Origin of the sequence: Kiloniella litopenaei, from assembly GCF_000982415.1 — a bacterium.
In the GTDB taxonomy this organism is placed as follows: domain Bacteria; phylum Pseudomonadota; class Alphaproteobacteria; order Kiloniellales; family Kiloniellaceae; genus Kiloniella; species Kiloniella litopenaei.
The window spans coordinates 1-24,944 of record NZ_LANI01000035.1 but is presented as its reverse complement, the minus strand read 5'-3'; the positions used below and the strand labels follow the sequence as shown (position 1 = coordinate 24,944).

The window sequence follows — 24,944 nt, the reverse complement described above, 5'->3', positions numbered from 1 at the left end:
GCTTATCATTAATGCCTCCCGCTTACACCACAAGAAAGCGCGCAATAAAAAGGGCCGTATAAAACGACCCTTTTCCAATCAAATCGAGGAGATTTTTTTACTCGAATTCGATAATCACCTGATCCACAACAAGGCTTTCACCAGCAGAGGCTGAAATTTTACTGACCACGAGATCTTTTTCCGCACGAAGAATATTTTCCATCTTCATAGCTTCAATGACGGCAAGCTCTTCACCGGCCTTAACACTCTGTCCCTCTTCAACAGCAACAGAAACCAGTAGTCCCGGCATTGGTGACAAAAGGAACTTGGACATATCAGGTGGAAGTTTTTCTGGCATAAGCTCATTATAAGCCGCCAGGCGGCTTTCCATAACCAGCGCCTCAACTGTCAAGCCAGACAGAGTTAATTTTAGCGCGGGGCCTCTGCGATCAATCTGTATCACAGTCTCTTTGCCGTTCACTTCCCCAAAAAAGACGGGCTCATGCGCAAGCCAATCCCCCCGAACCAAAGTTTCAAAACCATCACCAGAAACAAGGTATCCATCATCCTGTAGATCAATCAGGACAGGATGCGCTTTACGATCAACAAAAACCGTAAGTTCAACCGGAATATCAACGCCAGAAATACCGTTCAAATGTGCAGCGAGTGCCGTTTGTTCTGAAAGATTAGTTTGCAGAACGGCCGCAACAGAAACCAGTATTTTTGTTTGCTCATCCGTTGCTTCAAGCCCTAAGAAACCATCTGGAAACTCTTCGGCAATGTAATTTGTGGTCAAGCGTCCTTCGACAAAGCGATCTTGTGACATAACAGCAGACAAGAAGCCCATGTTATGGTTGATACCGCGGATATAGTATGAATCTAGTGCTGTGCGCATTGACTCAATAGCAGATAGCCTGTCTGGGCCATAAGTACACAGCTTGGCGATCATCGGATCATAGAACATAGAGATCTCTGATCCTTCTTCAACCCCGGTATCCACACGGATCACAGGACGTCCATTATACTCTTCATCTGATTCCGGAGCTTCATAGCGAACAAGACGCCCAATCGAAGGCAGGAAATTCCTCAAGGGATCTTCGGCGTACACACGGGATTCAACGGCCCAACCCTCAAGTTTGACCTCATCCTGTTTCAGCCCAAGTTTTTCACCCGCAGCAACACGTATCATCCATTCGACGATGTCGATCCCGGTAATGAGTTCAGTTACAGGATGTTCAACCTGAATACGTGTGTTCATTTCCAAGAAGTAAAAGTTCTTGTCTTTATCAACAATGAACTCAACTGTACCTGCAGAGTGGTAATTTACAGCATGGCCAAGAGCGACAGCTTCTGCGCCCATTGCCGCACGTGTTGCTTCATCCAGAAACGGGGATGGTGCCTCTTCAATCACCTTTTGATGACGGCGTTGAATGGAACATTCCCGCTCACCAAGGTGAATAATGTTACCGTGCTTGTCACCAATTACCTGAATTTCAATGTGACGAGGTTCTTCGATGAACTTTTCAATGAAAATTCTGTCATCACCAAAGCTGGAACGCGCTTCATTCTGTGCAGAACGATAGCCTTCGCGTGCTTCTTCATCATTATAGGCAACACGCATCCCCTTACCACCACCACCGGCAGAGGCCTTGATCATAACGGGATACCCGATATCACTGGAAATCTTGACCGCTTCTTCAGCGTCTTCAATCAAATCCATGTGTCCGGGAACGGTGCTCACATTTGACTGTTTAGCAAGATGCTTGGACTCAATCTTGTCACCCATGGCACCGATTGCATTGGTTGGCGGGCCGATAAAGACAATGTCAGCCTCGTCCAATGCTTTCACAAAGGACGCATTTTCCGACAGAAATCCAAAACCGGGATGTACCGCCTGTGCACCTGTTTCTTTACAGGCAGCGATAATTTTCTCGATAACGAGATAACTCTCGGCAGAAGCCGCAGGACCGATGTGAACGGCTTCATCAGCCATTTCAACATGAAGAGATGCTGCATCTGCATCGGAATAGACAGCAACCGTTTTAATCCCCATTCTTTGGGCTGTACGGATGACGCGGCAAGCAATCTCACCACGGTTTGCAATAAGTATTTTTTCAAACAAGGCCATGTTTTCAAGCCCCCTGCTTTATGATGACACTATAAAATCGAGATCTGTTTTGCATTGGAAACAGCTCCATCATTTACAGCGGCAAATTGCTGTGTTTTTTCCAAGGATTCTGCTGCTGCTTGTTTTTAAGCATTCGCAGGGCTTTTGAAACACGACGTCTTGTGCCGTGCGGCATGATCACATCGTCAATAAAACCGCGAGACGCAGCGACAAAGGGGTTCGCAAACTTCTGGCGATACTCTTCTGTTCGCTCTTCGATTTTTTCGGTATCGCCAATATCCTGACGGAAGATAATCTCAACAGCACCCTTCGGCCCCATCACAGCGATTTCCGAGGTCGGCCACGCGTAGTTTACATCACCGCGCAGATGCTTGGATGACATCACATCATAAGCACCACCATAAGCTTTCCGGGTAATAACAGTTACCTTTGGTACCGTTGCTTCAGCATAGGCATAAAGTAGCTTTGCACCATGTTTGATGATGCCGTTGTATTCCTGTGAGGTGCCAGGCAAGAAACCGGGAACGTCAACCAGGGTTACAAGCGGAATATTAAAACAATCACAGAAACGGACAAAGCGTGCCGCCTTGATGGAAGACGCAATGTCCAGACATCCAGCAAGAACCATGGGTTGGTTCGCCACAACACCGACGGTCTCGCCATCAACACGCGCCAGACCAACCAGAATGTTGCCAGCATAGTCAGGTTGAATTTCAAAGAACTCGCCATCATCGACAATTTTACTAATAAGTTCCTGCATATCATAGGGCTTATTAGGATTATCGGGGATCAGTGTATCCAGAGAAAACTCATCACGATCCGCAGGATCTGCTGATGGCTTTGAAGGTGCCTTTTCTCTGTTGGAAGATGGCAAAAAGCCCATGAAACGACGAAGCTCTAGCAAGGCTTCAACATCGTTTTCAAAAGCGAGGTCTGCAACCCCGGACTTACTGCTATGAGTGATTGCACCACCCAACTCTTCTGCGGTTACTTCTTCGTGTGTTACGGTTTTGACAACATCAGGCCCGGTCACGAACATATAAGAGCTGTCTTTCACCATAAAGATGAAATCAGTCAAAGCCGGGGAATAAACCGCCCCGCCCGCACAAGGTCCCATAATCATGGAAATTTGCGGAATAACACCGGAAGCCATTGCGTTACGCTGGAAAATTTCTGCATAACCTGCAAGGGAATCAACCCCTTCTTGAATACGTGCACCACCTGAATCATTAAGGCCGATAACCGGAGCACCGACCTCCATGGCTTTGTCCATAATTTTTATGATTTTTTGCGCATGTGAAGCAGAGAGCGAACCGCCAAAAACGGTAAAGTCCTGACTATACACAAAAACCAATCGACCATTAATTGTACCACTTCCAGTAACGACACCGTCACCAGGAACACTCTGTTGTTCCATACCAAAGTCGATACAACGATGTTCGACAAACATGTCCCATTCTTCAAAGGAGTCTTCGTCAAGTAATACGTCAATGCGTTCACGCGCTGTAAGTTTACCCTTACCATGTTGCGCTTCAACCCGACGCTCTCCTCCACCGCTTCTGGCAGCCTGTCGCTTTGCTTCCAGTTTTTGTATGATATCCTGCACGTGTTCCCCCACGTTGTTATGTCATCAATTCCGAGGCGCAGTTTTGCACTGCGATATTTAACAGGACGTCATTGATAGCACGTAGGGTTAAGTGATACTAGTGCTCTGTAACTCGTCAGTCATGAATTAGACTTAAAAATTTCATTGCAGTGCGAAATTCAGTTAAAATATTTACATGTCGCTGTTCTGCTTCTTCATCTGCACCCCAGCGTTCAATCTGGAATTTCTCATGCAAAAGCACGGCTTCTATAGCTTTTTCAACATCAATATGTTTTTTTAGTAATGCCAACCCGACGATTAAAGAGCCACCGGTTCTGACGATGGTTGATAAGGCTGCCAACTCCATATTGGGAAAACTGCACACAGCCTTTTTCAGGGCAGATACCGCACTTTCGGGCTGTTCAACACTCAAAAGACCACTGGTCGTAACCAAAGGCGCATCAAAGGTCAGTGCTGTCCAATCCAGCAATGGTTGCCAGACTTCTTTCTGCAAGTCCTGAAGCTCTGGCATGCTATCATCCCAATAACACAACAAATCATGCCCGGCATATTCACCAATGCCCTCTTCGGCCTGAAGCCTTTCTTTACCAACCCAATCAATCGCCGTACAGGCAAGGGTCATCATCGGCATGCTAGCTGCGTCGATTTCCTTTTCCTGTGCATCCCATTCCGCGGCAACAGCTTCGGCCAGCTTCAAGGTCGGAAATAATAACGGAAGCTGTTCTGGTGTTTTAACAACGCGCCCATCAAGAAGAACAACAAAGCCTTCATCAGCAGCTTCGGCAGTAGCCTGTTTATAAAATCGTTTTAAAGCAAGAGTAGAAGACATCAGTTCAATCTATTCATCAGTTAGGATTAAGCAGCTGTTTTTTTTTACAATATCTACTATATCAGATCAGCAAAGCGTTCGGGAAGTTCTTCGCAAGAATTCACAACCAAGTGAGCGCCTGCATCAAATAAGGCCTGAGCTTCATGGTATCCCCAGGAAACTCCTACCGCAGAAACACCCGCTGCGCGTGCCATTTCAATATCATAGGTCGTATCACCAATCATGACGGTATCTTCTGGATCAACACCATTTTCTGCCATTGCCTGATATAGAATTTCAGGATGCGGCTTACTCGGTCCGTCATCAGCAGTCTTCAACGTAACAAAATGATCATTAAAACCGTGATGGTCTAGACTCTTTTTAAGGCCCCGTAAATTTTTACCCGTCGCTATAGCCAACAGTGTTTCCGGTTGATCCAAGCGGTGCAACATTTCACGAACGCCTGTAAACACAGGCTCTTCAAAACAAGGCTTCTGCCGGGCCTTTACAAAAGCTTCCCGATAAGAGTCCGAAACCTTGCAGGCCAATTCCCAGTCAGCATCCCCAGGAAGCATCTCGGCCACAGCATATTCCAATTTCAAACCAACGATCCGGCGCACATCTTCCAAAGTCGGCTCAGAAAGGCCATTTACAATAAAAGCTTCAACCATGTTTTTATGAATATTGAACTGGCTATCAACAAGCGTGCCGTCAAAATCAAAAATAACCAGTTTAAAAGGTTGCCCTAGCACCTTTACCTCACTTCAAATAAATACGAGCTTTAACGCTCGCCAAAATTCATACGATAAGAATTAATATTCTTTGGATTTGTAAAAATCTCTTAATTCGCGCGGAGGACAGTGAGCAAGATCCCCGGCATAACCTTCGAGCAAATCAACGGCATCATCCCCATGACCCTGCTTGAAGCCTAACGTCTTCCATGCTTCAATCATATGGGGGGAAAGGTCCGCTTTTACCCTTAGTGTTGTTCCATCTTCGGGATGGGGAACTGCAATCTCTCGGGCATGTAGCATCATGTCTTTTGGAATTTTATTTCCAAGGGGATAAGCATCTTTGCCACCATACTTGCCATCCCCAAGGATCGGAGCCTCGAGTGCACCGCAATGGGCACGAAGTTGATGTGTACGTCCGGTCAACGGCATCAGCGCAACCCAGGCTGCTTTACGGCCCACCTTGTCAATCATATTATATAATGTCAGGGCTTCTTTCCCGGTATCATAATCAATCACCATCTTTTCGCCCTGTGCCCCAGCCTGTTTTTCCAGCGGTAGGTATATCCAACCTTTTTTTTGTGGAGGAACAGCGGCAACAAGCGCCCAATAAACTTTTTTAGCTGTTTTACCTTTAAAGGCTTTGGTCAAAATACGTGCCGAATTTGCATTTCGTGCCAGCAACAGAACACCGCTTGTATCTTTATCCAGCCTGTGTACCAAACGCGGTTTTTCTTGCTTATCATAGCAAAGAGCTTCGAGCATGCCATCCAGATGCTTGCTTTGCCCTGTTCCCCCTTGGACGGCCAAACCAGCGGGTTTATTCAACGCAATAACAGAATCATCCCGATAAATTACCATATCCCTGACATATTGGATCTCTTCAGGATTCATAGTTGGTTCATTTCGACGCGGTCGATTTTCTGCCGAACGATCCGGCACTGGTGGCACTCGAATTTCCTGTCCGGGCTCTAATCTGGATGCGGCTTTTGCACGTTTACCATCAACACGGATCTGGCCTTTGCGCAACATTTTCTCGACCTGAATATAACTAAAAGCCGGGTAATGTTTTTTGAACCAGCGATCAAGACGCACGCCGCCATCATCTGTTCCAACTTTAACCATGGTAACGGCACTCATACGACAAAAGACCTCATTAGATAATACCCAGTAACAAAGGCTGCTATAGAGAGAAAGACAGATAAAAACAAGTACAAGGCTGCCAATCCAATGGCATCACGCTGGAAAAGAACAACGACATCCATCGAAAAAGTAGAGAACGTTGTAAATGCGCCTAATAAACCAACCGTAAGAAAAGCTCTCAGTTCCTGCGAAACAAGATCACCAACACCAATTAAGGGAACAAGTATGCCCATTGCGAAAGAACCTACGATATTTACAGTCAAGGTTCCAACAGGGATCATAGTCCCCACCATAGAACCCATCGTGATAATGACCAAATATCGTCCTATTGCCCCGATAGCACCACCAAGAGCAACGACTGCCAGCATCTTCATTACTTACCTGCCAAGATGGTCAAACAAGAATAATCTAAGCCAGAATGACCGTGAAAGAATCTTTACAGAAGGCGCTTAGGCAATCCATTAGCACCAATGTATTCAATTCTAACTAACAAATATGCAGCAGCTTGGCAAAAAAAGAGAAATGACTTTTTACTTACGTAAGGGCTAAGCAGCCTTTTCGTTTTCGCCATTCTCACGTGGATCGCGCAACCAGGACAGCAATTCATCTGTTTCCATCATGTACACGCCCATACGGCCGAGTTCACGAAGACCTTGCTCCGTCGCATTACACAAAGCATCAGGCACAACAATAACCCGGAAATCACGTGCGCTTGCTTCATAAATTGTTGCCCGTGTTGCCGTGGTGAATGAGAAGCCACACAGAACAAGTGTGTTTACGCCACGGGATCTAAGCTCATCTTCTAGAGGCGTGTCATGGAACGCGCCCCACCGTGGACGATAGAAGATAGACTCATTTTCACCAATTTCCTGAAACTTGCCGTCAAAAAGAAGATCGGGATTAATACGAACCTCTTTGCCTTCAGGCTGGATCTCATCCACCAGTTCCGCGCCAAGGCTTCCCGGCATAAAAATGCGTAAGCCCTCTTCAACGGCGGTACGACGGCAGAGATCAACATTTGATCCGTCCGTTTTATAAAGACGGATTGAATGGTAAACCGGGGCTAAACGATCGCGAAAACCTTGAACCAACTTTTCCATCGCAGGAATAGCGCGGGAAAGACCAGATGCACGAATTGGTGAACTCGGGAGGATGTAATCTCGCTGCGCAGATAGAGAAATGAGTGCCACATGATCTTTTTGCGGACGAATATAATCTGGCATTGCTGGCTTTACCCTCTTGGAACGTGGTCTGTGTTCTAAACACAAGAACTTGTTTTAGGATTATTGGCTACAGGTAACACCAAAATGTCGCACCTCTGCAATCGTCAGATATACATGGCAGACACGCAGTTTTTGCATTCCTTGGTTAATCCTTAGGATTTCTGCCGCTCTTGGCGTAGTTTATCCCAATAGAGAAGGCGTTTGTTGACCTCTCTTTCAAAGCCCCTTTCCACGGGTTGGTAGAAATTATGCCGCGGCATATTATCCGGAAAGTAGTTTTGTCCCGAAAAACCATCCTGTGCATCATGGTCATAAGCGTAATCTTTTCCATACCCAAGATCTTTCATCATCTTGGTTGGGGCATTTAAAATATGCATCGGGGGTGAAAGGGATCCGGTTTCCTTTGCGGATCGAACACTGCTTTTATAGGCAGAATATGCGGCATTGGATTTCGGAGCCGTACCCAGATAGATCACGGCTTGTGCAAGTGCCAATTCCCCTTCTGGAGATCCAAGACGTTCAAAAGATTGCCAGGCATGTAACGCCTGTGACATAGCATTGGGATCGGCCAGACCGATATCCTCTACTGCAAAGCGTAAAAGCCTTCGCGCTATATAATTGGGGTCTTCGCCACCCGCCAACATCCGCGCCAACCAATAGAGAGCTGCATCACAATCAGAACCACGCAGTGACTTATGCAAGGCTGATATTAAATTATAATGCCCTTCCTGTCCTTTATCATAAATCGGGGCTCGCTTTTGAATAACAGTTGCCAAATCCCCTGTATCCAGCGCATCACCCGGCGGCAAGGTAAAGAGCTCTTCAGCCATATTGAGAAGATAACGACCATCACCATCTGCCATGGCAATCACCGATTGACGAGCTTCATCCGAAAGGGGGAGTTCAAAGCCCATTTCCTGCTCCGCCCTTACCAATAGATCATCCATCCCCTTTTCATCAAGGCGCTTTAAGACCATGACCTGGGAACGCGATAACAGCGCTGCGTTCAATTCAAAAGAAGGGTTTTCAGTGGTCGCCCCTACCAAAACAATTGTGCCATCTTCCATATAGGGAAGAAAACTGTCTTGCTGTGCCCTGTTAAAGCGATGGATTTCGTCAATGAAAAGCAAGGTCCCCTGCCCCATCGCCTTCCTTTCGCGTGCTTTTTCAAAGATCTTGCGCAGATCGGCAACGCCGGAAAAAATGGCCGATAGCGGTTCAAAGTGCATATCGGTTACATCAGCCAACAAACGGGCAATTGTGGTTTTTCCACAGCCCGGCGTCCCCCACAAAATCATAGAGGCAAGACGTTGCGCACGAACCATGCGTCCAACGGGACCATTTTCGCCGACAAGATGATCCTGACCGACCACCTGATCAAGGGTTTGCGGGCGCAACCGATCCGCCAACGGTCTTGATGATGGATCTTCAAATAAACCAACCACCTAATATATTCCTTGTGGCATCATCTTCATTTTCCAAACGAGCTGAACAGATACTACCGCTTTAATTCAAGCGTTCTTTTCCGGCCTTCTCTGCTGATAACCAATGTCCAGTTTTTTGTCTTTTTGTTCAGCGCCTTTTCAACGTCGGACACTCTGTTGATTTTGACACCATTTACATTAAGAAGAATATCTTGTGGCTGAAGGCTTATTCTGTGGGCAGGACTGCGCCGGGCAACATTCTTTACAATGACGCCTTCCCACAAACTTCCTAGATGCAACTCTTCGGCTAAAGCAGGTGATAAATTGGCTATGACAGAGCCAGCCAAAGGATTAGAACCTCGAATTTCCTGTTCATTCCTTTTAGGTGTCTCTGGGGCTGGGCTTGCCAGATAAGTAACGGTTTTGGCTTTTCGTCCTCTCCATAGTTCCAATTCAACTTTTTCACCAACAGGAATTGTCGCAATACGAAAACGTAAAGATTCGACATTGATAACTTCTTTGCCGGCCACAGAAAGAATAACATCCCCCCCGCGAATACCTGCCTTGTCAGCAGGTCCACCGGGATAGACATTACTAACAACCACGCCGCCTGGGCGATTCAAACCAAAACCCAATGCCAGATCAGCATTCAAGTCCTGACCGGCAATACCGGGCCAAGCACGGACCAGCTCTCTGCCTTCTTCTGCTGAATGTACGACAGTGCGCACCATATTGGCCGGAATGGCAAAGCCAATGCCGACCGAGCCACCATTTCTTGACGAAGAGAAAATCGCCGTATTGATACCCAATAGTTTACCATCCAGAGTAACCAAAGCGCCCCCGGAATTACCGGGGTTAATAGCAGCATCGGTCTGAATAAAGAACTGAAAGTCCGCAACACCAACCTGGGTTCTTGCCAAGGCAGAAACAATCCCGCTGGTAACAGTCTGCCCAACACCAAAGGGATTCCCAATAGCGAGGACGAGATCACCCACATCGATTGTATCTGAATCCATCAATTCGAGTGTAGGCAGCTTTTCACCTTCTGTATCGATTTTCAGGATCGCCAGATCCGTATCTTTGTCACTCAAAACAAGCTCAGCAGAAAATTCCCGACGATCAGCAAGAACAACCTGGATTTCAGTTGCAGAATCGATGACATGATGATTGGTAACGATCAAACCATTTTCACGAACAATCACACCTGAACCAAGTGACCTGCCCATTCTCTTTCTTTCGCGTCCGGGTAAATTGTTCCCAAAAAATTTGCGAAAGAAAGGATCATTGAACAGTGATGGAACGGCCCTTTCTTTAACCAAGGTTTTGGTAAAGATATTGACCACCGCAGGGGAAGTCTGCTTCACCACCGGGGAAAAGCTTAGATTTATCTGTGCCTGACTTGTCGGGACCGTCTGTGCATGCACAGAAGAGACAGACAAGTTACTCTGAACCAAAAATAACGCCACGATTGACAGGAAAGCTGGCAATAGATTTGTTTGCAGAATACGCATCGGTGTTTTGTTCCCTTTGAAATAAACAGTTCGCAGTTTGTTCCCTTGAGATCTAGCACAGTTATGACCGTGCCAAAATATCTCTTTGTGAAAATCTTTACGTAATAATTCAACGCAAAAACAAAAGGCAGTCCCAAGGACTGCCTTTTGATAGTACTTAAATGTGAAGAAAAAGAGGCTTACTCTTCGCCTTCATCCTCATCACCAACTACAGGACCAGAATCCTGACCTTTGGCATCAACGTCACGATCAACGAATTCGATGAAAGCCATTGGCGCCATATCACCATGACGGAAGCCAGCTTTAAGAACGCGAGTGTAACCACCCTGACGATCTTTATAACGCTCAGCCAGTACGTCAAATAGTTTAGCAGTCAGTTTTGTATCACGAAGAACAGCCAGAGCCTGACGACGAGCGTGCAGGTCACCGCGCTTGCCAAGTGTAACCAATTTCTCAACGATTGGACGAAGATCTTTGGCTTTTGGAAGCGTTGTTTTGATCTGTTCGTGTTTGATCAATGCATGCGCCATGTTTGCAAACATAGCCTTACGGTGGCTGGAAGTACGGTTTAGTTTACGACCACTCATTCCGTGACGCATATCTGTTCTCCTAATATCTAGTGTCTCGCGCACGAGACGGATTAAAATTCCCAACGCCGCCTGATCTATGTGATCAGAGGAAATCGCCAGGGTACGGGGAGGAATTCCCCTTAATAACTCAAAGCCTTCTTAGAAAGGCTCATCGAGACGCTTAGCCAACTCTTCGATGTTCTCTGGTGGCCACTCAGCAATTTCCATACCGAGGTGGAGGCCCATGCCAGAAAGAACTTCTTTGATCTCGTTAAGAGACTTACGACCGAAGTTTGGTGTACGTAGCATTTCTGCTTCGGTTTTCTGAACCAGATCACCGATGTAAACGATGTTATCGTTTTTGAGGCAATTCGCTGAACGAACGGAAAGCTCAAGCTCGTCAACCTTACGAAGAAGGTTACGGTTGAACGGAGGTTCGCTTGGACGATCATCAACTTCTTCAACTTTTGGCTCATCGAAGTTCACGAAGAGAGAAAGTTGATCCTGAAGAATACGTGATGCAACAGCAATCGCATCTTCCGGTGTGATTGAACCATCAGTTTCGATTTCAAGTGTCAGCTTGTCATAGTCAGTTACCTGACCAACACGTGTGTTGTCGACTTTGTAAGACACTTTACGAACTGGCGAGAAGATTGAATCAACAGGTACAAGACCGATCGGAGCATCTTCAACACGGTTCTGAGAAGCAGGAACATAGCCTTTACCAGTATCAACTGTAAGTTCCATGTCCAAATGAGCACCATCATCCAGAGTACAGATCACAAGATCCGGGTTCATCACTTCGATGTCACCGGTTGTTTCGATCTGACCGGCAGTAACAGAGCCAGGACCTTCTGCACGAAGACGCATGCGCTTTGGCTCTTCACCTTCCATACGCAGAGCGATGGTTTTGATGTTAAGAATAACGTCGGTAACGTCTTCGCGAACACCAGGAATAGATGAGAACTCGTGCAATACACCATCGATGTGGATGGATGTAACAGCAGCACCTTGCAAAGATGACAGAAGAACGCGACGCAACGCATTACCCAGTGTAAGACCGAAACCACGCTCTAGCGGCTCAGCAACAACTTTAGCAATACGGTTGCTATCAATACCTGGCTCAACAACGAGACTTTCAGGCTTAATCAAAGCATTCCAGTTAGTCTGAATCACAGTAAAACCTCTTTTGACGTGCAAGCTATCGATTACGAACGGGACGTAACAATGGTTCTTGCAGTGTCATGTATATGCCAAAAGCCGGAAACAAAATCCGGCTTTAGACGAGTTAGATAAAGGCAGGCTACCCGTTAAACAGCCTGCCCAAAATCCACTTATACGCGACGGCGCTTAGGTGGACGACATCCGTTGTGCGGAATTGGTGTTACATCACGGATACCAGTGATGGTAAAACCAACTGCCTGCAGAGCACGAAGAGCGGACTCACGTCCTGACCCTGGGCCCTTTACGTTAACTTCGAGAGTCTTCATTCCATGATCCTGAGCTTTTTTGCCTGCATCTTCTGCAGCAAGCTGAGCAGCATATGGAGTGGACTTACGAGAACCTTTAAAACCTAGACCACCAGCTGATGCCCAGGAAATAGCATTCCCCTGTACGTCAGTGATCGTGATGATCGTGTTGTTAAAAGTTGCACTGATGTGAGCGATACCAGAAGAAATATTCTTCCGCTCGCGACGTTTAACGCGCGTCTGCTGAGCTTTAGCCATTTTCTACTGCCCTCTTATTTCTTCTTACCAGCGATGGCAACGGCAGGACCTTTACGCGTACGCGCGTTGGTCCGAGTACGCTGCCCGCGAACTGGAAGGCGTTTACGATGACGAAGGCCGCGCAAGCAACCTAGATCCATCAGACGTTTGATGTTCATAGCAACTTCACGGCGAAGGTCACCTTCAACAGTGCAGTTGTTATCAATTGTTTCACGAATGCGAAGTACTTCATCTTCTGTCAATTCGTTAACACGGCGTTCAGCCGGAATGCCAACTTCTTCACAGATTTTCTTAGAAATCGCAGGACCAATACCATGGATATAGGTCAATGCGATCAGTACCCGCTTTTGCGTCGGGATGTTGACGCCAGCAATACGAGCCACTACGCTCTCCTCACAAACACAGATCAGGCTCCAAGTATTTGGAAACCCTTGGTTAAATTAATCCGCGACATTCTCCAGAGGTGAAATGAGAGACGTCGTGTAGTTCTTGTTTCAGGCCGAAACCCGAAATTGTATTGGGTGGTAGATAAAGTCACCCGAAATACGTTTTATTGGAAATCGGCAAAAAAGCTCGGATTCCCAACAAAAATGTCCATTCGGCGGCGGATTATATGCCAATCCGTCCGCCTGTCAATGGATAAGTCTTACTTAAGGAAATTAGCGATCTGACTCGCGACTTCCTCAATTGATTGCATGCCGTCCACTTTGTGCAAATTGCCTTTTGCTTCGTAATAAGGCAGCACAGGGGCCGTTTGTTCATGATAAACCGCCAAGCGCTTTTTTAGTGTTTCAGCATTATCGTCGGCACGGCGCTCTTCTTCGGGTGTTTCACTTGCACGCTGTTCGATACGACTAAAAAGAATCTGTTCATCAACAACGATCTCAATTGTGCTGTCGAGTTTCAGACCCTTCTCTTCCAACATCACATCCAGACCCTCAGCCTGGGCAACAGTGCGTGGGAACCCATCGAGAATGAAACCATTCTTGCAATCTGGTTCATCAATACGATCAGAAATAATCCCAATGATCAGATCATCAGCAACCAACTGACCAGCATCCATAACAGACTTGGCTTGTTTGCCAAGCTCTGTCCCCGCAGCAACCGCTGCTCTTAACATGTCCCCTGTTGAAAGCTGCACAATGTTGTGCTGCTCAACCAGAATTGCTGCCTGTGTGCCCTTACCCGCGCCCGGAGGGCCAAACAATACTATGTTCATCCACGCCTACCCTTTAATTTTGATTTTTTAATTAGGCCTTCATACTGATGAGCCACCAGGTGAGAATGGATCTGTCCGACCGTATCCATTGTTACGGAAACGACAATCAAAAGACTTGTCCCGCCAAAATAGAATGGAACAGCATATTGAGAGATCAAAATCTCAGGTAGCAAACATACAGCTACAAGATATGCAGCCCCAGCAATTGTTAGCCGATTGATGATATAGTCAAGATGTGCAGCTGTGTTTTTTCCAGGGCGAATGCCAGGAACAAAACCGCCATTTTTCTTAAGGTTGTCTGCTGTTTCTTCTGTATTGAAGACAATCGTCTTGTAGAAGAAAGCAAAAAAAGCGATCAGCGTACTGAAAAGAAGCATGTATCCAACAGTACCACGACCTAGGTTTGCAGTAACCCATGTCAGCCACTCAGAACTTCCGGCAGAAAACTGTGCAGCCGTAATTGGCATCAACAGCAAAGAAGATGCAAAGATTGGCGGAATCACACCAGACACGTTCAGCTTGATTGGCAGGTGAGAAGAATCGCCACCGAACATTTTGTTACCAACCTGACGCTTTGGATACTGAACAATCACTTTACGATGCGCGCGTTCAAAACAAACAATACCAGCAATAACCAATGGAACCAACAGAATGATCAAGGCAACAAAACCATTGCTCTGACTTAGCTGAAATGTTTGCGCCAAAGCTGATGGCAGGCCTGCAACAATACCAGAGAAGATAATCAGAGAAATACCGTTACCAATGCCACGTTGGGTAATCTGTTCACCTAGCCACATCAGGAAGATTGTACCACCTGTCAAGGTGATGACTGTTGTCAGTTCAAAGAACAGTCCCGGATTAATAACGGCAGCCCCAAAATCCTGAGCCCCCTGTAAACCGCGGGCAATACCATAGGCCTGGACAGCAGCCAGGACCACTGTACCGTAGCGAGTGTATTGGTTGATTTTCTTACGACCGGCCTCGCCTTCTTTTTTGAGAGCTTCAATCTGAGGAGAGATTGCGGTCATCAGCTGCATAATAATGGATGCAGAAATATACGGCATGATGTTCAAGGCGAGAATTGTCATTCTCTCAAGAGCACCACCGGAAAAGAGGTTAAACATCCCAAGCACGCCACCCGCTTGTGCGTTGAAAGCTTGCTGGAATACAATAGGATCAATTCCGGGAAGAGGAATATAAGTTCCTAGACGATACACAATAAGCGCACCCAGAGTGAACCAGATACGCTTTTTCAAATCTGTGGCTTTAGAAAACGCACTAAGATTAATATTCGCGGCTAATTGCTCAGCAGCAGATGCCATATGCCTATTCCCGGTAATATAAAAATTGTCTAAAGAATACTAAAGGCAGAAACCCCCATCAAAAGAAAGGGATTTCTGCCTTTACAAAATTACTTGCTCGCAGGAACGGTGACAGAGCCACCTGACTTCTCTACGGCTGCAATAGCAGCGGCTGAAGCACCAGCAACAGTGATTTCCACTTTTGCTTTCAGTTCGCCGTTCGCCAACAGGCGAATGCCGTCACGAGCATTGGTAATGATACCAGAAGTAACAAGAACTTCTTGATCGATCGGCTTTTTAGCATCGATTTTCTTCGCGTCAATCGCTGCCTGAAGACGACCAATGTTCAAAGGAACATAGTTCTTCCGGAAGATGTTGTTAAATCCACGTTTCGGCAGACGACGATGCAATGGCATCTGACCGCCTTCGAAGCCTTTAATGCTTACGCCGGAACGAGACTTTTGACCCTTGTGTCCGCCACCGGCATTCTTGCCGTAGCCGGAACCAGTACCACGACCGACGCGTTTGCGATCTTTCGTAGCACCTGGGTTATCGGAAAGCTGATTTAGCTTCATCGTAATGGTCCCAGTTTCTCCTTCTTGTCAGGATAGTGAGAGGCCCTTAGGCCTCCACCACCTTAACAAGATGGCTAACCTTGTTGATCATGCCACGTACGGAAGGTGTATCTTCCAGTGTACGACGGCGGTTCATTTTATTGAGGCCCAGACCAACAAGTGTTGCGCGCTGATCTTTAGTCCGTCCGATTGGACTTCCTACCTGTACCACAGTAATCGTTTTTTTAGCTGCCATGGTATTTATCCTTGAGCTTCTGTGCCTGTAGCACGGTTGCCTAGAATATCAGAAACCTTCTTGCCGCGACGCTGAGCAACCATACGAGGGCTACGCGAACGCGTCAGGCCATCAATAGCAGCTTTAATCAGGTTGTGCGGGTTCGAAGTACCTGTGGACTTAGAGACCACATCCTGAACACCAAGAGCTTCAAAAACGGCACGGAGAGGACCACCGGATATAATACCGGTACCCACTGGTGCACTGCGCATTACAACACGGCCTGCACCAAAGTGACCTTTGATGTCATGGTGCAAAGTACGGCCCTCACGAAGAGGAACACGAACCATGTTCTGTTTTGCAGCTTCCGTAGCCTTACGAATTGCTTCAGGAACTTCACGGGCTTTACCAGTGCCATGACCTACGCGACCACGACCGTCACCAACGACGACAATAGCAGCGAAGCCAAAACGACGGCCACCTTTGACCACCTTGGCAACACGGTTAATACCAACCAGTTTTTCGATCAGTTCCGGTTCATCGCGGTTGCGATCGTCTCTACGACCGCGATTTTCTTTTTGAGAACGTGCCATAAAACTAGTCCCCTTAGAACTTTAAGCCAGCTTCACGAGCCGCGTCAGCAAGAGCTTTCACGCGACCATGATAAATGTATCCACCACGGTCGAAAACGACGTCCGTGATACCGGCGGCGACGGCGCGCTCTGCAACGAGTTTTCCAACCTTAATAGCTGCATTTTTATCTGCACCGGTTTTCAATTCGCTTTTCAGAGCTCCGTCCAGGGTTGACGCAGCGGCAACAGTGACACCCTGCTTGTCATCAATCACTTGAGCATAGATATTTTTGCTCGAACGAAATACTGACAGGCGAGGACGACCATTACCCGTGCGCCGTAGCTGTGTACGAACGCGACTTTTGCGGCGATCGTGCAATGAATTAAGCTTACGCATGGGTTACTTCTTCTTGCCTTCTTTGCGCAGAATGACTTCATCCGCGTACTTAACACCTTTGCCTTTGTAAGGCTCTGGTGGGCGGTACCCACGAATGACAGCAGCCACCTGGCCGACTTTCTGCTTGTCGATCCCCGAAACGGCAACAGCCGTTGGCTTATCACACTTGATAGTGATCCCTTCCGGAATTGGGAAGAGAACATCATGTGAATAGCCAAGCTGCAGGTTCAAAGTGTTACCTTGAACAGCCGCGCGATAACCAACACCGTTAATCTCAAGGTTCTTGGTGTAACCTTCGGAAACACCAGTCACCAGATTCTGGACACGACTGCGAGCAGTACCCCACATAGAGCGAGCACGCTTGCTGTCATTAGCTGGAGTGACAGTAACTTTACCCTCATCAAGAGTAATATTTACATCATCCGTTGCTGCGAAGCTGAGTTCACCCAGCTTCCCTTTTGCAGAGACGACATTGCCGTCTATCTTTAGTTCGACCCCGCTTGGTACTTCTACGGGGTTCTTGCCTACACGAGACATATCAAACTCCCTTAGAATACCTGGCAGAGAACCTCACCACCAACATTGGCAGTACGGGCCTCTTGATCGGACATTACACCGCTAGGTGTAGAAAGAATGGTGACACCCAGTCCGTTGTAGTAGCGTGGTAGCTCTTTAATTTTAGAGTACACGCGACGACCAGGACGTGACACACGGCTGATTTCAGAAATCGCCGGATCACCATCTGCGTATTTCAGTTCGATAGCCAGTTCACTTACACCGGCACGAACGTCAACTTTACTGAAGCCACGAATAAAACCTTCGCGTTTCAGAACTTCTAGTACATTGGCGCGCAGCTTTGAAGCCGGCGCGCGAACGACGCTTTTACCAACCCGTTGTCCGTTACGGATGCGGGTCAGCATATCCCCTAAAGGATCGCTCATCGCCATATCGTCGGTCCTTCCTTACCAGCTCGATTTAACGACACCAGGTGCCTGACCTACAGAGGCCAGATCACGAAGTGCGATACGAGAGAGCTTGAACTTACGATAAAATCCACGAGGACGTCCTGTGACGCCACAACGGTTACGTACGCGGATCTTTGCACCGTCACGAGGCAACTGAGCCAATTTCATGCTAGCCTGGAAGACTTCTTCCGGGGAAGCAGAACGGTCTGTTGCAATCGCCTTAAGCGCAGCACGCTTTTCAGCTTGCTTTGCTACCATACGGCGGCGTTTTTCGTTCTTAGCAATGGCACTTTTCTTAGCCATTTTACTATTCCTTTCTGCCCGTTCAGTTAGCGAACGGCATGTCGAACCTTGCAAGGAGAGCTTTCGCTTCCTCATCGGTTTTCGCCGTGGTGCAGATGGTAATATTCATTCCGCGAATTTCGTCTACGCGATCGTATTCGATTTCCGGGAAAACAATCTGCTCCTTGAGACCCATGTTATAATTACCAAGGCCGTCAAATGCATTGCCTTTCACGCCGCGAAAATCACGAACACGTGGAAGAGCAATCGTCACAAGACGATCAAGGAATTCATACATGCGATCACCGCGCAGTGTCACCTTACAGCCTAGTGGCATATCTTCACGAACCTTGAAACCCGCGATGGATTTCTTGGCACGTGTGATAACAGGTTTTTGTGCAGCAATTGCTTCTAGTTCAGCAGCTGCATGTTTAACCTTTTTGGTGTCCTGTACGGCTTTACCAACACCGATATTAAGCACGATTTTCTCAAGCTTAGGAATCTGCATTGGGTTAGTGTAGTTAAATTCACCCTTAAGAGCGTCTCTAACTTCACTGTTGTAATGTGCCTTCAAGCGTGGCTGTGTCATGGTCAACCTCGCCTTATACATCAACTACTTCGCCAGATTTCTTGGCGAAGCGCACTTTGCGATCCCCTTCTGTACGGAAGCCAACGCGTGTGGCATCCCCAGATTTAGGGTCAACTAGTGCAATATTAGAAATATGAACGGAAGCTTCTTGTTCGATGATTCCGCCCTGTGATGTCTGGGAAGCAGACTGATGCTTCTTCACGACGTTTACGCCTTGTACAACAACGCGATCCTCGTCGCGAAGTACACGAAGCACTTCGCCTTTCTTACCCTTGTCACGACCGGTTGTAAGAACAACCTGGTCGCCTTTTTTGATCTTAAACTTTTTGCTCATTACAGCACCTCAGGCGCCAATGACACGATTTTCATGAAGCTGCGCGCACGCAGTTCACGGGTAACCGGGCCGAAAATACGAGTACCAATAGGCTCATTTGATTTGTTAATCAAAACAGCCGCATTAGTATCAAAGCGGATCGAGGTGCCGTCTTGACGACGGATTTCTTTTGCCGTGCGTACAATCACGGCACGGTGTACATCACCTTTTTTGACTTTGCCACGTGGAATTGCTTCCTTGACAGAGACTTTGATGACGTCACCAACACTGGCGGTTTTACGTTTGGAACCACCAAGCACCTTGATGCACTGTACTCTACGAGCACCGGAGTTGTCAGCTACTTCAAGCTGAGACTGCATCTGGATCATGGCTATATCCTAAATACTATGCTTCGGTAGAAGCGTCACTGACCACTTCCCAAGACTTAGTCTTGGAAATTGGACTGCATTCACGAATCTTGACGACATCTCCCGCTTTTACTGCGTTGGTCTCGTCATGAGCGTGATACTTCTTCGAACGCTTAATGAACTTCTTGTAGATCGGATGCATAACGCGACGTTCTACAAGAACAGTAATGGTCTTGTCGGTCTTATCGCTAACTACGACACCCTGCAACACACGCCGTGGCATTGTGTAAACTCCTTAAGAAGCTGCCTGCAGAGACTGCAGGACAGTTTTAACTCGTGCAATGTCGCGGCGAACCTGACGACAACGAGCCGTGTTTTCAAGCTGACCGCTGGCTTGTTGGAAGCGGAGGTTAAACTGCTCTTTACGCAGCTTTACCATCTCTTCTTTAAGCTCATCAGCCGTTTTAGTACGGAGATCACTTGATTTCATTAGTTCACTCCTTCACCCGGACGAACAATAAATTTCGTCTGAATTGGTAGTTTAGCAGCTGCCAACGAGAAAGCCTCGCGAGCAACGTCCAAAGGAACACCATCGAGTTCAAAGATGACACGACCAGGCTTAACCCTAGCTGCCCACCATTCGATGTTACCTTTACCTTTACCCTGACGAACTTCTGCTGGTTTAGAAGAAACCGGCACGTCTGGGAAGATGCGGATCCATAACTTACCGACACGCTTCATGTGACGCGTAACGGTACGACGGGCCGCTTCGATTTGTCGGGCAGATACACGACCAGGGGTTACGGCTTTAAGACCGTAGGCACCAAAATTCAATTGGGTGCCACCCTTAGCATTACCGTGGATCCGGCCTTTATGTGCTTTGCGGAATTTAGTCCGCTTTGGCTGCAACATATTACTATTTCCTCAAGCTAAGCCCGTTACGAACGAGCGGCCTGTGAATCCTGAGATCGCTTATCCATGGCCATTGGGTCATGTTCCATGATCTCGCCCTTGAAGATCCATACCTTCACACCACAAATACCGAAAGTGGTGGATGCACGGGACTCAGCGTAATCAACTTCCGCACGGAGTGTGTGGAGTGGAACACGTCCTTCACGATACCATTCAGTACGAGCAATCTCAGCACCGCCCAAACGGCCGGCACAGTTAATACGAATGCCCTGTGCGCCTAGACGCATAGCTGACTGAACAGATCGTTTCATAGCACGACGGAAAGCCACACGACGTTCTAACTGACTACAGATGTTGTCTGCAACCAATTTCGCATCAATTTCTGGTTTCCGGATTTCTACGATATTCAGATGTACTTCGCTAGAAGTAAGTTTCTGAAGCTCACGACGCAGTTTTTCAATATCCGATCCCTTTTTACCGATCACAACACCCGGACGGGCAGTATAAATGGTAACACGGGCTTTCTTCGCTGGGCGCTCAATGATGATCCGAGAAACACCAGCTTGTTTCAAGCGCTCACGCAGAAACTCACGAATGCCAAGGTCTTCATGAAGCAGATCAGCATAGTCACCATCTGCAAACCAACGAGAATCCCAGGTCCGGATGATACCGACACGAAGGCCGATAGGATTAATCTTCTGACCCATTACGCTGTCTCCTCGCGTTCACGGACAACAACTGTCAATTGGCTCCAAGGCTTAAGCAAACGGCCAACACGACCGCGAGCACGAGCCCGGAAACGCTTCATGACAAAGCTTTTACCGACGAAAGCCTCAGATACAAAGAGACGATCTACATCAAGCTGATGGTTGTTTTCAGCATTAGCAATTGCAGATTGAAGTGCTTTTTTCACTTCAATAGCAATACGACGCTTGGAGAAAGTCAGCTCTGCCAAAGCAGATTCTGCAGATTTCCCACGAATGCTTGCCGCAACCAGGTTTAGTTTGCGCGGTGAAGTGCGAAGGTTAACAGCAATAGCACGAGCTTCGTTGTCAGCTAACGCACGATCACGTTTTGACTTACTCATTTTCTGCCTTTCTTCGCTTTCTTATCCACAGCATGACCCCAATAGGTACGCGATGGCGCGAATTCACCGAATTTATGGCCAACCATATTCTCAGTTACTAGAACTGGGATGTGCTTACGGCCGTTGTACACACCAAAAGTCAAGCCAACAAACTGTGGCATGATGGTGGAACGACGGGACCATGTCTTAATAATTTCGTTACGACCCGCGCTTCGCACGGTCTCAGCCTTCTTTAACAGACAGGCGTCAACAAACGGGCCTTTCCAAACGGAACGAGCCATATGGCCATCCCCTCACTTAGCGTTTCTGATGACGACGACGGATAATCAACCCATCGGTCTTCTTGTTGGAGCGAGTACGAGCACCCTTTGTAGGTTTCCCCCAAGGAGTGACCGGGTGACGACCACCCGAAGTACGACCTTCACCACCACCGTGCGGGTGGTCCACCGGGTTCATAGCAACACCACGGACAGACGGACGCTTGCCAAGCCAACGATTACGGCCAGCTTTACCAAGCTTCTGGTTTGAATTGTCCGGGTTGGACACGGATCCAACCGTCGCCATGCATTCGGCGCGTACCATACGTAACTCGCCAGAGTTCAAGCGAATTTGGGCATATCCTGCATCGCGACCAACCAACTGTACATAAGTACCGGCTGAACGAGCAATCTGCCCACCCTTGCCAGCCTTCAGCTCGACATTGTGGACAATAGTACCCACAGGAATCGCGCTAAGTGGCATAGCATTACCAGGTTTAACATCGGTTTTAGCACCAGAGATGACACTATCACCGACCTGCAGGCGCTGAGGAGCCAAGATATAAGCTTGCTCACCATCTGCATATTCGATTAAGGCGATAAACGCCGTACGGTTCGGATCGTACTCAATGCGTTGTACAGTAGCAGCAACATCAAACTTTGTACGTTTGAAATCGATGATACGGTAAGAACGCTTGTGACCACCGCCACGACGGCGCATGGTGATCCGACCATTATTATTACGTCCACCTGACTTTGTAAGACCTTCGGTCAATTTCTTAACCGGCTTGCCTTTGTAAAGATCAGAGCGATCGATCAACACCAGGTTTCTTTGACTTGGTGTGACTGGATTAAAAGTTTTCAACGCCATCGGATTAAATTCCCGTCGTCACGTCGATGCTGTCCCCGTCAGACAGGGAAACAATAGCCTTTTTAACGTCGGAACGACGTCCAGGACGACCTTTGAAACGTTTTGTTTTGCCTTTAACGCGAAGGGTATTAACCGCTTCAACCTTAACGCCAAACAAACCTTCAACTGCCAAACTGATTTCAGGCTTAGAAGCATCAAGCGGTACTTGGAAGGTAACCTGGTTGTTTTCTGAACCAAGTGTAGCCTTCTCGGTGATGACCGGACGACGAATGATTTCATACATCCGTTCTTTAGAAATGGTCACCGGCTTGGTGTTACGTGCGCGTGCTCTGCTCATTTTAGACGCGCCTCCAGCGCTTCAACAGCATCCTTGGTCAGAACCAATGTGTCGCGACGCAAAATATCAAACACGTTTGCGCCCTGCTGTGGCAGAACATCAACGCATGGAATATTGCGAGAAGCACGAGCAAAACCTTCGTTCACTGACGCGCCGTCGATAACAAGAGCTGAAGACCAGCCCAATGCTGCCAACTGCTTAACCAATGCAGAAGTTTTTGGTTCTTTGACTTCGGTGTTATCAAGAACAACCAACTTACCTTCAGCAGCTTTTGCTGAAAGTGCAGTTTTAAGAGCAAGAAGACGAACTTTCTTTGGAAGATCGTGTGAATGATCACGAACGCGAGGCCCGTGTACAACACCACCACCACGGAAGATGTTCGCACGAATAGAACCGTGACGAGCGCCGCCACCTTTCTGATTCTTGATCTTACGGGTTGAACCGCGAACTTCGCCGCGTTCCTTAACCTTGTGTGTGCCAGCACGACGCTTGGCGAGCTGATAGTTGACCATACGTGCGAGTAGATCAGCACGAACAGGAAGACCGAACACAGCTTCGTTCAGTTCAACTTCACCAGCTTTTTTATTTTCGAGGGATGTAACCGCGATCTTCATGGTTATTGATCCTTCTCTTCAGCAGCAGGAGCTTCAGCAGCAGCAGCTTTTAGACCAGCAGGGAACGGAACACCTTCAGGAAGTGCACGCTTCACAGCATCGCTAATGTAAACCCAACCGCCTTTTGAGCCAGGGATAGCACCTTTTACAAGGATCAAGCCATTGTCACCATCGGTAGCAACGATTTCCAGATTCTGGGTAGTCACGCGACGATCACCCATGTGACCAGCCATTTTCTTACCCTTGAACACCTTACCAGGATCCTGACTGTTACCAGTAGAACCGTGACTACGGTGAGAAACGGAAACACCGTGCGAAGCACGTAGACCACCAAAATTATGACGCTTCATCGCACCAGCGAAACCTTTACCGATAGAAGTACCGGTAACGTCTACATACTGACCTGCAACAAAGTGACCCGCATCCAACTCAGCACCGACGTCCAATAGGGCATCTGCTGATACACGGAATTCTGCTGTATGTTTCTTCGGAGCAACCTTAGCTTTGGCATAGTGGCCACGCTCAGCTTTACTCACATTCTTCACCTTGGCTACACCAGAGCCAAGCTGAACCGCATTATAGCCGTCCGTCTCTTGATTACGGACTGCAACAACCTGACAGCTCTCTAGCTTCAAAACAGTTACTGGAACATGATTTCCAGCTTCTGTGAAGACGCGAGACATACCAAGTTTCTGCGCAATAAGACCCGTACGCATTGCTTAGCCTTTCAGTTTAATCTCAACATCAACACCAGCCGCAAGATCAAGCTTCATAAGCGCGTCTACGGTTTGTGGTGTTGGCTCAACGATGTCAATAAGACGCTTGTGAGTTCTGATTTCGAACTGCTCACGACTTTTCTTATCGATGTGAGGACCACGAAGGACTGTAAATTTCTCAATGCGAGTCGGTAGTGGAATAGGACCTTGAACCTGCGCACCTGTGCGCTTGGCAGTCCCTACGATCTCAGATGTAGATTGGTCTAGGACCCTGTGATCGTACGCCTTTAGGCGAATTCTAATATTCTGGCTGGACATTCTCAGCCACCCTTTGATTAACCCGTTCGTACCATTCGCGGCATTGGAACGCAGTTAACCCCTTTCAGAGTTAAATCTAAACAATTTCGTCACAAAAAGAAGCGACGGTGCGTTCTTTACCAAAACGCACCGTCGCTATCAACAACTATTTTACTTTTTTTATTTTGAGATGCTTGAAACGACACCAG

Annotated in this window: 36 protein-coding genes; all 36 read right to left on the bottom strand. The window is 47.5% G+C overall.

Annotated features, from left to right (window positions below):
* Positions 1-97 precede the first annotated feature (97 nt).
* Positions 98-2,107 (bottom strand): acetyl-CoA carboxylase biotin carboxylase subunit, encoded by a 2,010-nt coding sequence (locus WH95_RS19310; protein ID WP_204247845.1) that lies wholly within the window; start codon positions 2,105-2,107, stop codon positions 98-100.
* Between the two features lie 73 nt (positions 2,108-2,180).
* The gene (locus tag WH95_RS19305; protein ID WP_046510051.1) at positions 2,181-3,713 is read right to left on the bottom strand and encodes an acyl-CoA carboxylase subunit beta; all 1,533 of its coding nucleotides are present in this window, start codon (positions 3,711-3,713) and stop codon (positions 2,181-2,183) included.
* A 115-nt stretch (positions 3,714-3,828) separates the two neighbouring features.
* Positions 3,829-4,542, bottom strand: a complete 714-nt coding sequence (locus WH95_RS19300; RefSeq protein ID WP_046510050.1) for an ATP12 family chaperone protein — start codon at positions 4,540-4,542, stop codon at positions 3,829-3,831.
* Positions 4,543-4,598: 56 nt separating this feature from the next.
* Positions 4,599-5,273 carry an HAD-IA family hydrolase gene (locus WH95_RS19295; RefSeq protein ID WP_046510049.1) on the bottom strand — a complete coding sequence of 225 codons (675 nt, stop codon included), beginning with the start codon at positions 5,271-5,273 and terminating at the stop codon, positions 4,599-4,601.
* A 60-nt stretch (positions 5,274-5,333) separates the two neighbouring features.
* The gene (locus WH95_RS19290; protein ID WP_046510048.1) at positions 5,334-6,392 is read right to left on the bottom strand and encodes an RluA family pseudouridine synthase; all 1,059 of its coding nucleotides are present in this window, start codon (positions 6,390-6,392) and stop codon (positions 5,334-5,336) included.
* Positions 6,389-6,769 (bottom strand): fluoride efflux transporter CrcB, encoded by a 381-nt coding sequence (crcB, locus tag WH95_RS19285; protein WP_046510047.1) that lies wholly within the window; start codon positions 6,767-6,769, stop codon positions 6,389-6,391. Before crcB ends, WH95_RS19290 begins: the two co-directional genes overlap by 4 nt.
* A 171-nt stretch (positions 6,770-6,940) precedes the next feature.
* On the bottom strand, positions 6,941-7,618 hold the full coding sequence (locus tag WH95_RS19280; RefSeq protein WP_046510046.1) for a cysteine hydrolase family protein: 678 nt from the start codon (positions 7,616-7,618) through the stop codon (positions 6,941-6,943).
* Positions 7,619-7,770: 152 nt separating this feature from the next.
* Positions 7,771-9,063 carry a replication-associated recombination protein A gene (locus WH95_RS19275; protein WP_046510045.1) on the bottom strand — a complete coding sequence of 431 codons (1,293 nt, stop codon included), beginning with the start codon at positions 9,061-9,063 and terminating at the stop codon, positions 7,771-7,773.
* 53 nt (positions 9,064-9,116) lie between these two features.
* Entirely contained in the window at positions 9,117-10,553 is a 1,437-nt protein-coding gene (locus tag WH95_RS19270; RefSeq protein ID WP_046510044.1) for a DegQ family serine endoprotease, read from the bottom strand.
* A 179-nt stretch (positions 10,554-10,732) separates the two neighbouring features.
* Positions 10,733-11,152 carry a 50S ribosomal protein L17 gene (gene rplQ, locus WH95_RS19265; RefSeq protein ID WP_046510043.1) on the bottom strand — a complete coding sequence of 140 codons (420 nt, stop codon included), beginning with the start codon at positions 11,150-11,152 and terminating at the stop codon, positions 10,733-10,735.
* Positions 11,153-11,281: 129 nt separating this feature from the next.
* The gene (locus WH95_RS19260; RefSeq protein ID WP_046510042.1) at positions 11,282-12,298 is read right to left on the bottom strand and encodes a DNA-directed RNA polymerase subunit alpha; all 1,017 of its coding nucleotides are present in this window, start codon (positions 12,296-12,298) and stop codon (positions 11,282-11,284) included.
* A gap of 158 nt (positions 12,299-12,456) precedes the next feature.
* On the bottom strand, positions 12,457-12,849 hold the full coding sequence (gene rpsK, locus WH95_RS19255) for a 30S ribosomal protein S11 (RefSeq protein ID WP_046510041.1): 393 nt from the start codon (positions 12,847-12,849) through the stop codon (positions 12,457-12,459).
* A gap of 14 nt (positions 12,850-12,863) precedes the next feature.
* Positions 12,864-13,232 carry a 30S ribosomal protein S13 gene (gene rpsM, locus WH95_RS19250; protein ID WP_046510040.1) on the bottom strand — a complete coding sequence of 123 codons (369 nt, stop codon included), beginning with the start codon at positions 13,230-13,232 and terminating at the stop codon, positions 12,864-12,866.
* Between the two features lie 263 nt (positions 13,233-13,495).
* Positions 13,496-14,068, bottom strand: coding sequence for an adenylate kinase (locus WH95_RS19245; RefSeq protein WP_046510039.1), 573 nt, complete (start codon positions 14,066-14,068; stop codon positions 13,496-13,498).
* Complete coding sequence (gene secY / locus WH95_RS19240; RefSeq protein ID WP_046510038.1) at positions 14,065-15,390, bottom strand: preprotein translocase subunit SecY; 1,326 nt, start codon at positions 15,388-15,390, stop codon at positions 14,065-14,067. The genes WH95_RS19245 and secY overlap by 4 nt, the downstream gene beginning before the upstream one ends.
* An 89-nt stretch (positions 15,391-15,479) precedes the next feature.
* Positions 15,480-15,944, bottom strand: coding sequence for a 50S ribosomal protein L15 (gene rplO / locus WH95_RS19235; RefSeq protein WP_052742166.1), 465 nt, complete (start codon positions 15,942-15,944; stop codon positions 15,480-15,482).
* A 46-nt stretch (positions 15,945-15,990) separates the two neighbouring features.
* Positions 15,991-16,179, bottom strand: coding sequence for a 50S ribosomal protein L30 (gene rpmD / locus WH95_RS19230; RefSeq protein WP_046510036.1), 189 nt, complete (start codon positions 16,177-16,179; stop codon positions 15,991-15,993).
* A 5-nt stretch (positions 16,180-16,184) separates the two neighbouring features.
* Positions 16,185-16,751 (bottom strand): 30S ribosomal protein S5, encoded by a 567-nt coding sequence (rpsE, locus tag WH95_RS19225; protein ID WP_046510035.1) that lies wholly within the window; start codon positions 16,749-16,751, stop codon positions 16,185-16,187.
* A 13-nt stretch (positions 16,752-16,764) separates the two neighbouring features.
* A complete protein-coding gene (rplR, locus tag WH95_RS19220) occupies positions 16,765-17,127 on the bottom strand; it encodes a 50S ribosomal protein L18 (RefSeq protein WP_046510034.1) in 363 nt (120 codons plus the stop codon).
* A gap of 3 nt (positions 17,128-17,130) precedes the next feature.
* Complete coding sequence (gene rplF, locus WH95_RS19215) at positions 17,131-17,664, bottom strand: 50S ribosomal protein L6 (protein WP_046510033.1); 534 nt, start codon at positions 17,662-17,664, stop codon at positions 17,131-17,133.
* Positions 17,665-17,675: 11 nt separating this feature from the next.
* Positions 17,676-18,074, bottom strand: coding sequence for a 30S ribosomal protein S8 (gene rpsH, locus WH95_RS19210; RefSeq protein WP_046510032.1), 399 nt, complete (start codon positions 18,072-18,074; stop codon positions 17,676-17,678).
* A gap of 15 nt (positions 18,075-18,089) precedes the next feature.
* Positions 18,090-18,395: a 30S ribosomal protein S14 gene (gene rpsN / locus WH95_RS19205; RefSeq protein WP_046510031.1), complete on the bottom strand. Its 306-nt coding sequence runs from the start codon at positions 18,393-18,395 to the stop codon at positions 18,090-18,092.
* Positions 18,396-18,417: 22 nt separating this feature from the next.
* The gene (rplE, locus tag WH95_RS19200; RefSeq protein WP_046510059.1) at positions 18,418-18,963 is read right to left on the bottom strand and encodes a 50S ribosomal protein L5; all 546 of its coding nucleotides are present in this window, start codon (positions 18,961-18,963) and stop codon (positions 18,418-18,420) included.
* 13 nt (positions 18,964-18,976) lie between these two features.
* Entirely contained in the window at positions 18,977-19,297 is a 321-nt protein-coding gene (gene rplX / locus WH95_RS19195) for a 50S ribosomal protein L24 (RefSeq protein ID WP_046510030.1), read from the bottom strand.
* Positions 19,297-19,665 (bottom strand): 50S ribosomal protein L14, encoded by a 369-nt coding sequence (gene rplN / locus WH95_RS19190; RefSeq protein ID WP_046510029.1) that lies wholly within the window; start codon positions 19,663-19,665, stop codon positions 19,297-19,299. Before rplN ends, rplX begins: the two co-directional genes overlap by 1 nt.
* Positions 19,666-19,681: 16 nt before the next feature.
* Positions 19,682-19,927, bottom strand: a complete 246-nt coding sequence (gene rpsQ / locus WH95_RS19185) for a 30S ribosomal protein S17 (RefSeq protein ID WP_046510028.1) — start codon at positions 19,925-19,927, stop codon at positions 19,682-19,684.
* A 12-nt stretch (positions 19,928-19,939) separates the two neighbouring features.
* Entirely contained in the window at positions 19,940-20,134 is a 195-nt protein-coding gene (gene rpmC, locus WH95_RS19180) for a 50S ribosomal protein L29 (protein WP_046510027.1), read from the bottom strand.
* Entirely contained in the window at positions 20,134-20,556 is a 423-nt protein-coding gene (rplP, locus tag WH95_RS19175) for a 50S ribosomal protein L16 (protein WP_046510026.1), read from the bottom strand. Before rplP ends, rpmC begins: the two co-directional genes overlap by 1 nt.
* A gap of 26 nt (positions 20,557-20,582) precedes the next feature.
* A complete protein-coding gene (rpsC, locus tag WH95_RS19170; protein ID WP_046510025.1) occupies positions 20,583-21,263 on the bottom strand; it encodes a 30S ribosomal protein S3 in 681 nt (226 codons plus the stop codon).
* Positions 21,263-21,643 carry a 50S ribosomal protein L22 gene (gene rplV / locus WH95_RS19165; protein ID WP_046510024.1) on the bottom strand — a complete coding sequence of 127 codons (381 nt, stop codon included), beginning with the start codon at positions 21,641-21,643 and terminating at the stop codon, positions 21,263-21,265. Before rplV ends, rpsC begins: the two co-directional genes overlap by 1 nt.
* Positions 21,640-21,924 (bottom strand): 30S ribosomal protein S19, encoded by a 285-nt coding sequence (rpsS, locus tag WH95_RS19160; RefSeq protein WP_046510023.1) that lies wholly within the window; start codon positions 21,922-21,924, stop codon positions 21,640-21,642. Before rpsS ends, rplV begins: the two co-directional genes overlap by 4 nt.
* Before the next feature lie 16 nt (positions 21,925-21,940).
* Positions 21,941-22,771, bottom strand: a complete 831-nt coding sequence (gene rplB, locus WH95_RS19155; protein WP_046510022.1) for a 50S ribosomal protein L2 — start codon at positions 22,769-22,771, stop codon at positions 21,941-21,943.
* Between the two features lie 4 nt (positions 22,772-22,775).
* Complete coding sequence (locus WH95_RS19150) at positions 22,776-23,108, bottom strand: 50S ribosomal protein L23 (RefSeq protein WP_046510021.1); 333 nt, start codon at positions 23,106-23,108, stop codon at positions 22,776-22,778.
* Complete coding sequence (rplD, locus tag WH95_RS19145; protein WP_046510020.1) at positions 23,105-23,722, bottom strand: 50S ribosomal protein L4; 618 nt, start codon at positions 23,720-23,722, stop codon at positions 23,105-23,107. The genes WH95_RS19150 and rplD overlap by 4 nt, the downstream gene beginning before the upstream one ends.
* Positions 23,723-23,724: 2 nt before the next feature.
* Positions 23,725-24,438: a 50S ribosomal protein L3 gene (gene rplC / locus WH95_RS19140; RefSeq protein WP_046510019.1), complete on the bottom strand. Its 714-nt coding sequence runs from the start codon at positions 24,436-24,438 to the stop codon at positions 23,725-23,727.
* Between the two features lie 3 nt (positions 24,439-24,441).
* Entirely contained in the window at positions 24,442-24,756 is a 315-nt protein-coding gene (rpsJ, locus tag WH95_RS19135; RefSeq protein ID WP_046510018.1) for a 30S ribosomal protein S10, read from the bottom strand.
* Positions 24,757-24,944: the final 188 nt, after the last annotated feature.

Coding starts and splice junctions, on each gene's coding strand:
- rplE (WP_046510059.1), bottom strand. CDS start 18,963: ATGACACAGCCACGCTTGAAGGCACATTACAACAGTGAAGTTAGAGAC.
- rpsE (WP_046510035.1), bottom strand. CDS start 16,751: ATGGCACGTTCTCAAAAAGAAAATCGCGGTCGTAGAGACGATCGCAAC.
- rplF (WP_046510033.1), bottom strand. CDS start 17,664: ATGTCTCGTGTAGGCAAGAACCCCGTAGAAGTACCAAGCGGGGTCGAA.
- WH95_RS19300 (WP_046510050.1), bottom strand. CDS start 4,542: ATGTCTTCTACTCTTGCTTTAAAACGATTTTATAAACAGGCTACTGCC.
- rplP (WP_046510026.1), bottom strand. CDS start 20,556: ATGTTGCAGCCAAAGCGGACTAAATTCCGCAAAGCACATAAAGGCCGG.
- rplX (WP_046510030.1), bottom strand. CDS start 19,297: ATGAGCAAAAAGTTTAAGATCAAAAAAGGCGACCAGGTTGTTCTTACA.
- rpsC (WP_046510025.1), bottom strand. CDS start 21,263: ATGGGTCAGAAGATTAATCCTATCGGCCTTCGTGTCGGTATCATCCGG.
- rpsS (WP_046510023.1), bottom strand. CDS start 21,924: ATGGCTCGTTCCGTTTGGAAAGGCCCGTTTGTTGACGCCTGTCTGTTA.
- rplN (WP_046510029.1), bottom strand. CDS start 19,665: ATGATCCAGATGCAGTCTCAGCTTGAAGTAGCTGACAACTCCGGTGCT.
- WH95_RS19310 (WP_204247845.1), bottom strand. CDS start 2,107: ATGGCCTTGTTTGAAAAAATACTTATTGCAAACCGTGGTGAGATTGCT.
- rpsH (WP_046510032.1), bottom strand. CDS start 18,074: ATGGCGATGAGCGATCCTTTAGGGGATATGCTGACCCGCATCCGTAAC.
- rpmC (WP_046510027.1), bottom strand. CDS start 20,134: ATGAAATCAAGTGATCTCCGTACTAAAACGGCTGATGAGCTTAAAGAA.
- rplQ (WP_046510043.1), bottom strand. CDS start 11,152: ATGCGTCACGGAATGAGTGGTCGTAAACTAAACCGTACTTCCAGCCAC.
- rplC (WP_046510019.1), bottom strand. CDS start 24,438: ATGCGTACGGGTCTTATTGCGCAGAAACTTGGTATGTCTCGCGTCTTC.
- secY (WP_046510038.1), bottom strand. CDS start 15,390: ATGGCATCTGCTGCTGAGCAATTAGCCGCGAATATTAATCTTAGTGCG.
- rpsN (WP_046510031.1), bottom strand. CDS start 18,395: ATGGCTAAGAAAAGTGCCATTGCTAAGAACGAAAAACGCCGCCGTATG.
- rplO (WP_052742166.1), bottom strand. CDS start 15,944: ATGAAGCTAAATCAGCTTTCCGATAACCCAGGTGCTACGAAAGATCGC.
- rplR (WP_046510034.1), bottom strand. CDS start 17,127: ATGCGTAAGCTTAATTCATTGCACGATCGCCGCAAAAGTCGCGTTCGT.
- rpsJ (WP_046510018.1), bottom strand. CDS start 24,756: ATGTCCAGCCAGAATATTAGAATTCGCCTAAAGGCGTACGATCACAGG.
- WH95_RS19270 (WP_046510044.1), bottom strand. CDS start 10,553: ATGCGTATTCTGCAAACAAATCTATTGCCAGCTTTCCTGTCAATCGTG.
- rplB (WP_046510022.1), bottom strand. CDS start 22,771: ATGGCGTTGAAAACTTTTAATCCAGTCACACCAAGTCAAAGAAACCTG.
- rplV (WP_046510024.1), bottom strand. CDS start 21,643: ATGAGTAAGTCAAAACGTGATCGTGCGTTAGCTGACAACGAAGCTCGT.
- rplD (WP_046510020.1), bottom strand. CDS start 23,722: ATGAAGATCGCGGTTACATCCCTCGAAAATAAAAAAGCTGGTGAAGTT.
- WH95_RS19245 (WP_046510039.1), bottom strand. CDS start 14,068: ATGAACATAGTATTGTTTGGCCCTCCGGGCGCGGGTAAGGGCACACAG.
- rpsK (WP_046510041.1), bottom strand. CDS start 12,849: ATGGCTAAAGCTCAGCAGACGCGCGTTAAACGTCGCGAGCGGAAGAAT.
- rpmD (WP_046510036.1), bottom strand. CDS start 16,179: ATGGCAGCTAAAAAAACGATTACTGTGGTACAGGTAGGAAGTCCAATC.
- crcB (WP_046510047.1), bottom strand. CDS start 6,769: ATGAAGATGCTGGCAGTCGTTGCTCTTGGTGGTGCTATCGGGGCAATA.
- WH95_RS19280 (WP_046510046.1), bottom strand. CDS start 7,618: ATGCCAGATTATATTCGTCCGCAAAAAGATCATGTGGCACTCATTTCT.
- WH95_RS19150 (WP_046510021.1), bottom strand. CDS start 23,108: ATGAGCAGAGCACGCGCACGTAACACCAAGCCGGTGACCATTTCTAAA.
- rpsQ (WP_046510028.1), bottom strand. CDS start 19,927: ATGCCACGGCGTGTGTTGCAGGGTGTCGTAGTTAGCGATAAGACCGAC.
- WH95_RS19290 (WP_046510048.1), bottom strand. CDS start 6,392: ATGAGTGCCGTTACCATGGTTAAAGTTGGAACAGATGATGGCGGCGTG.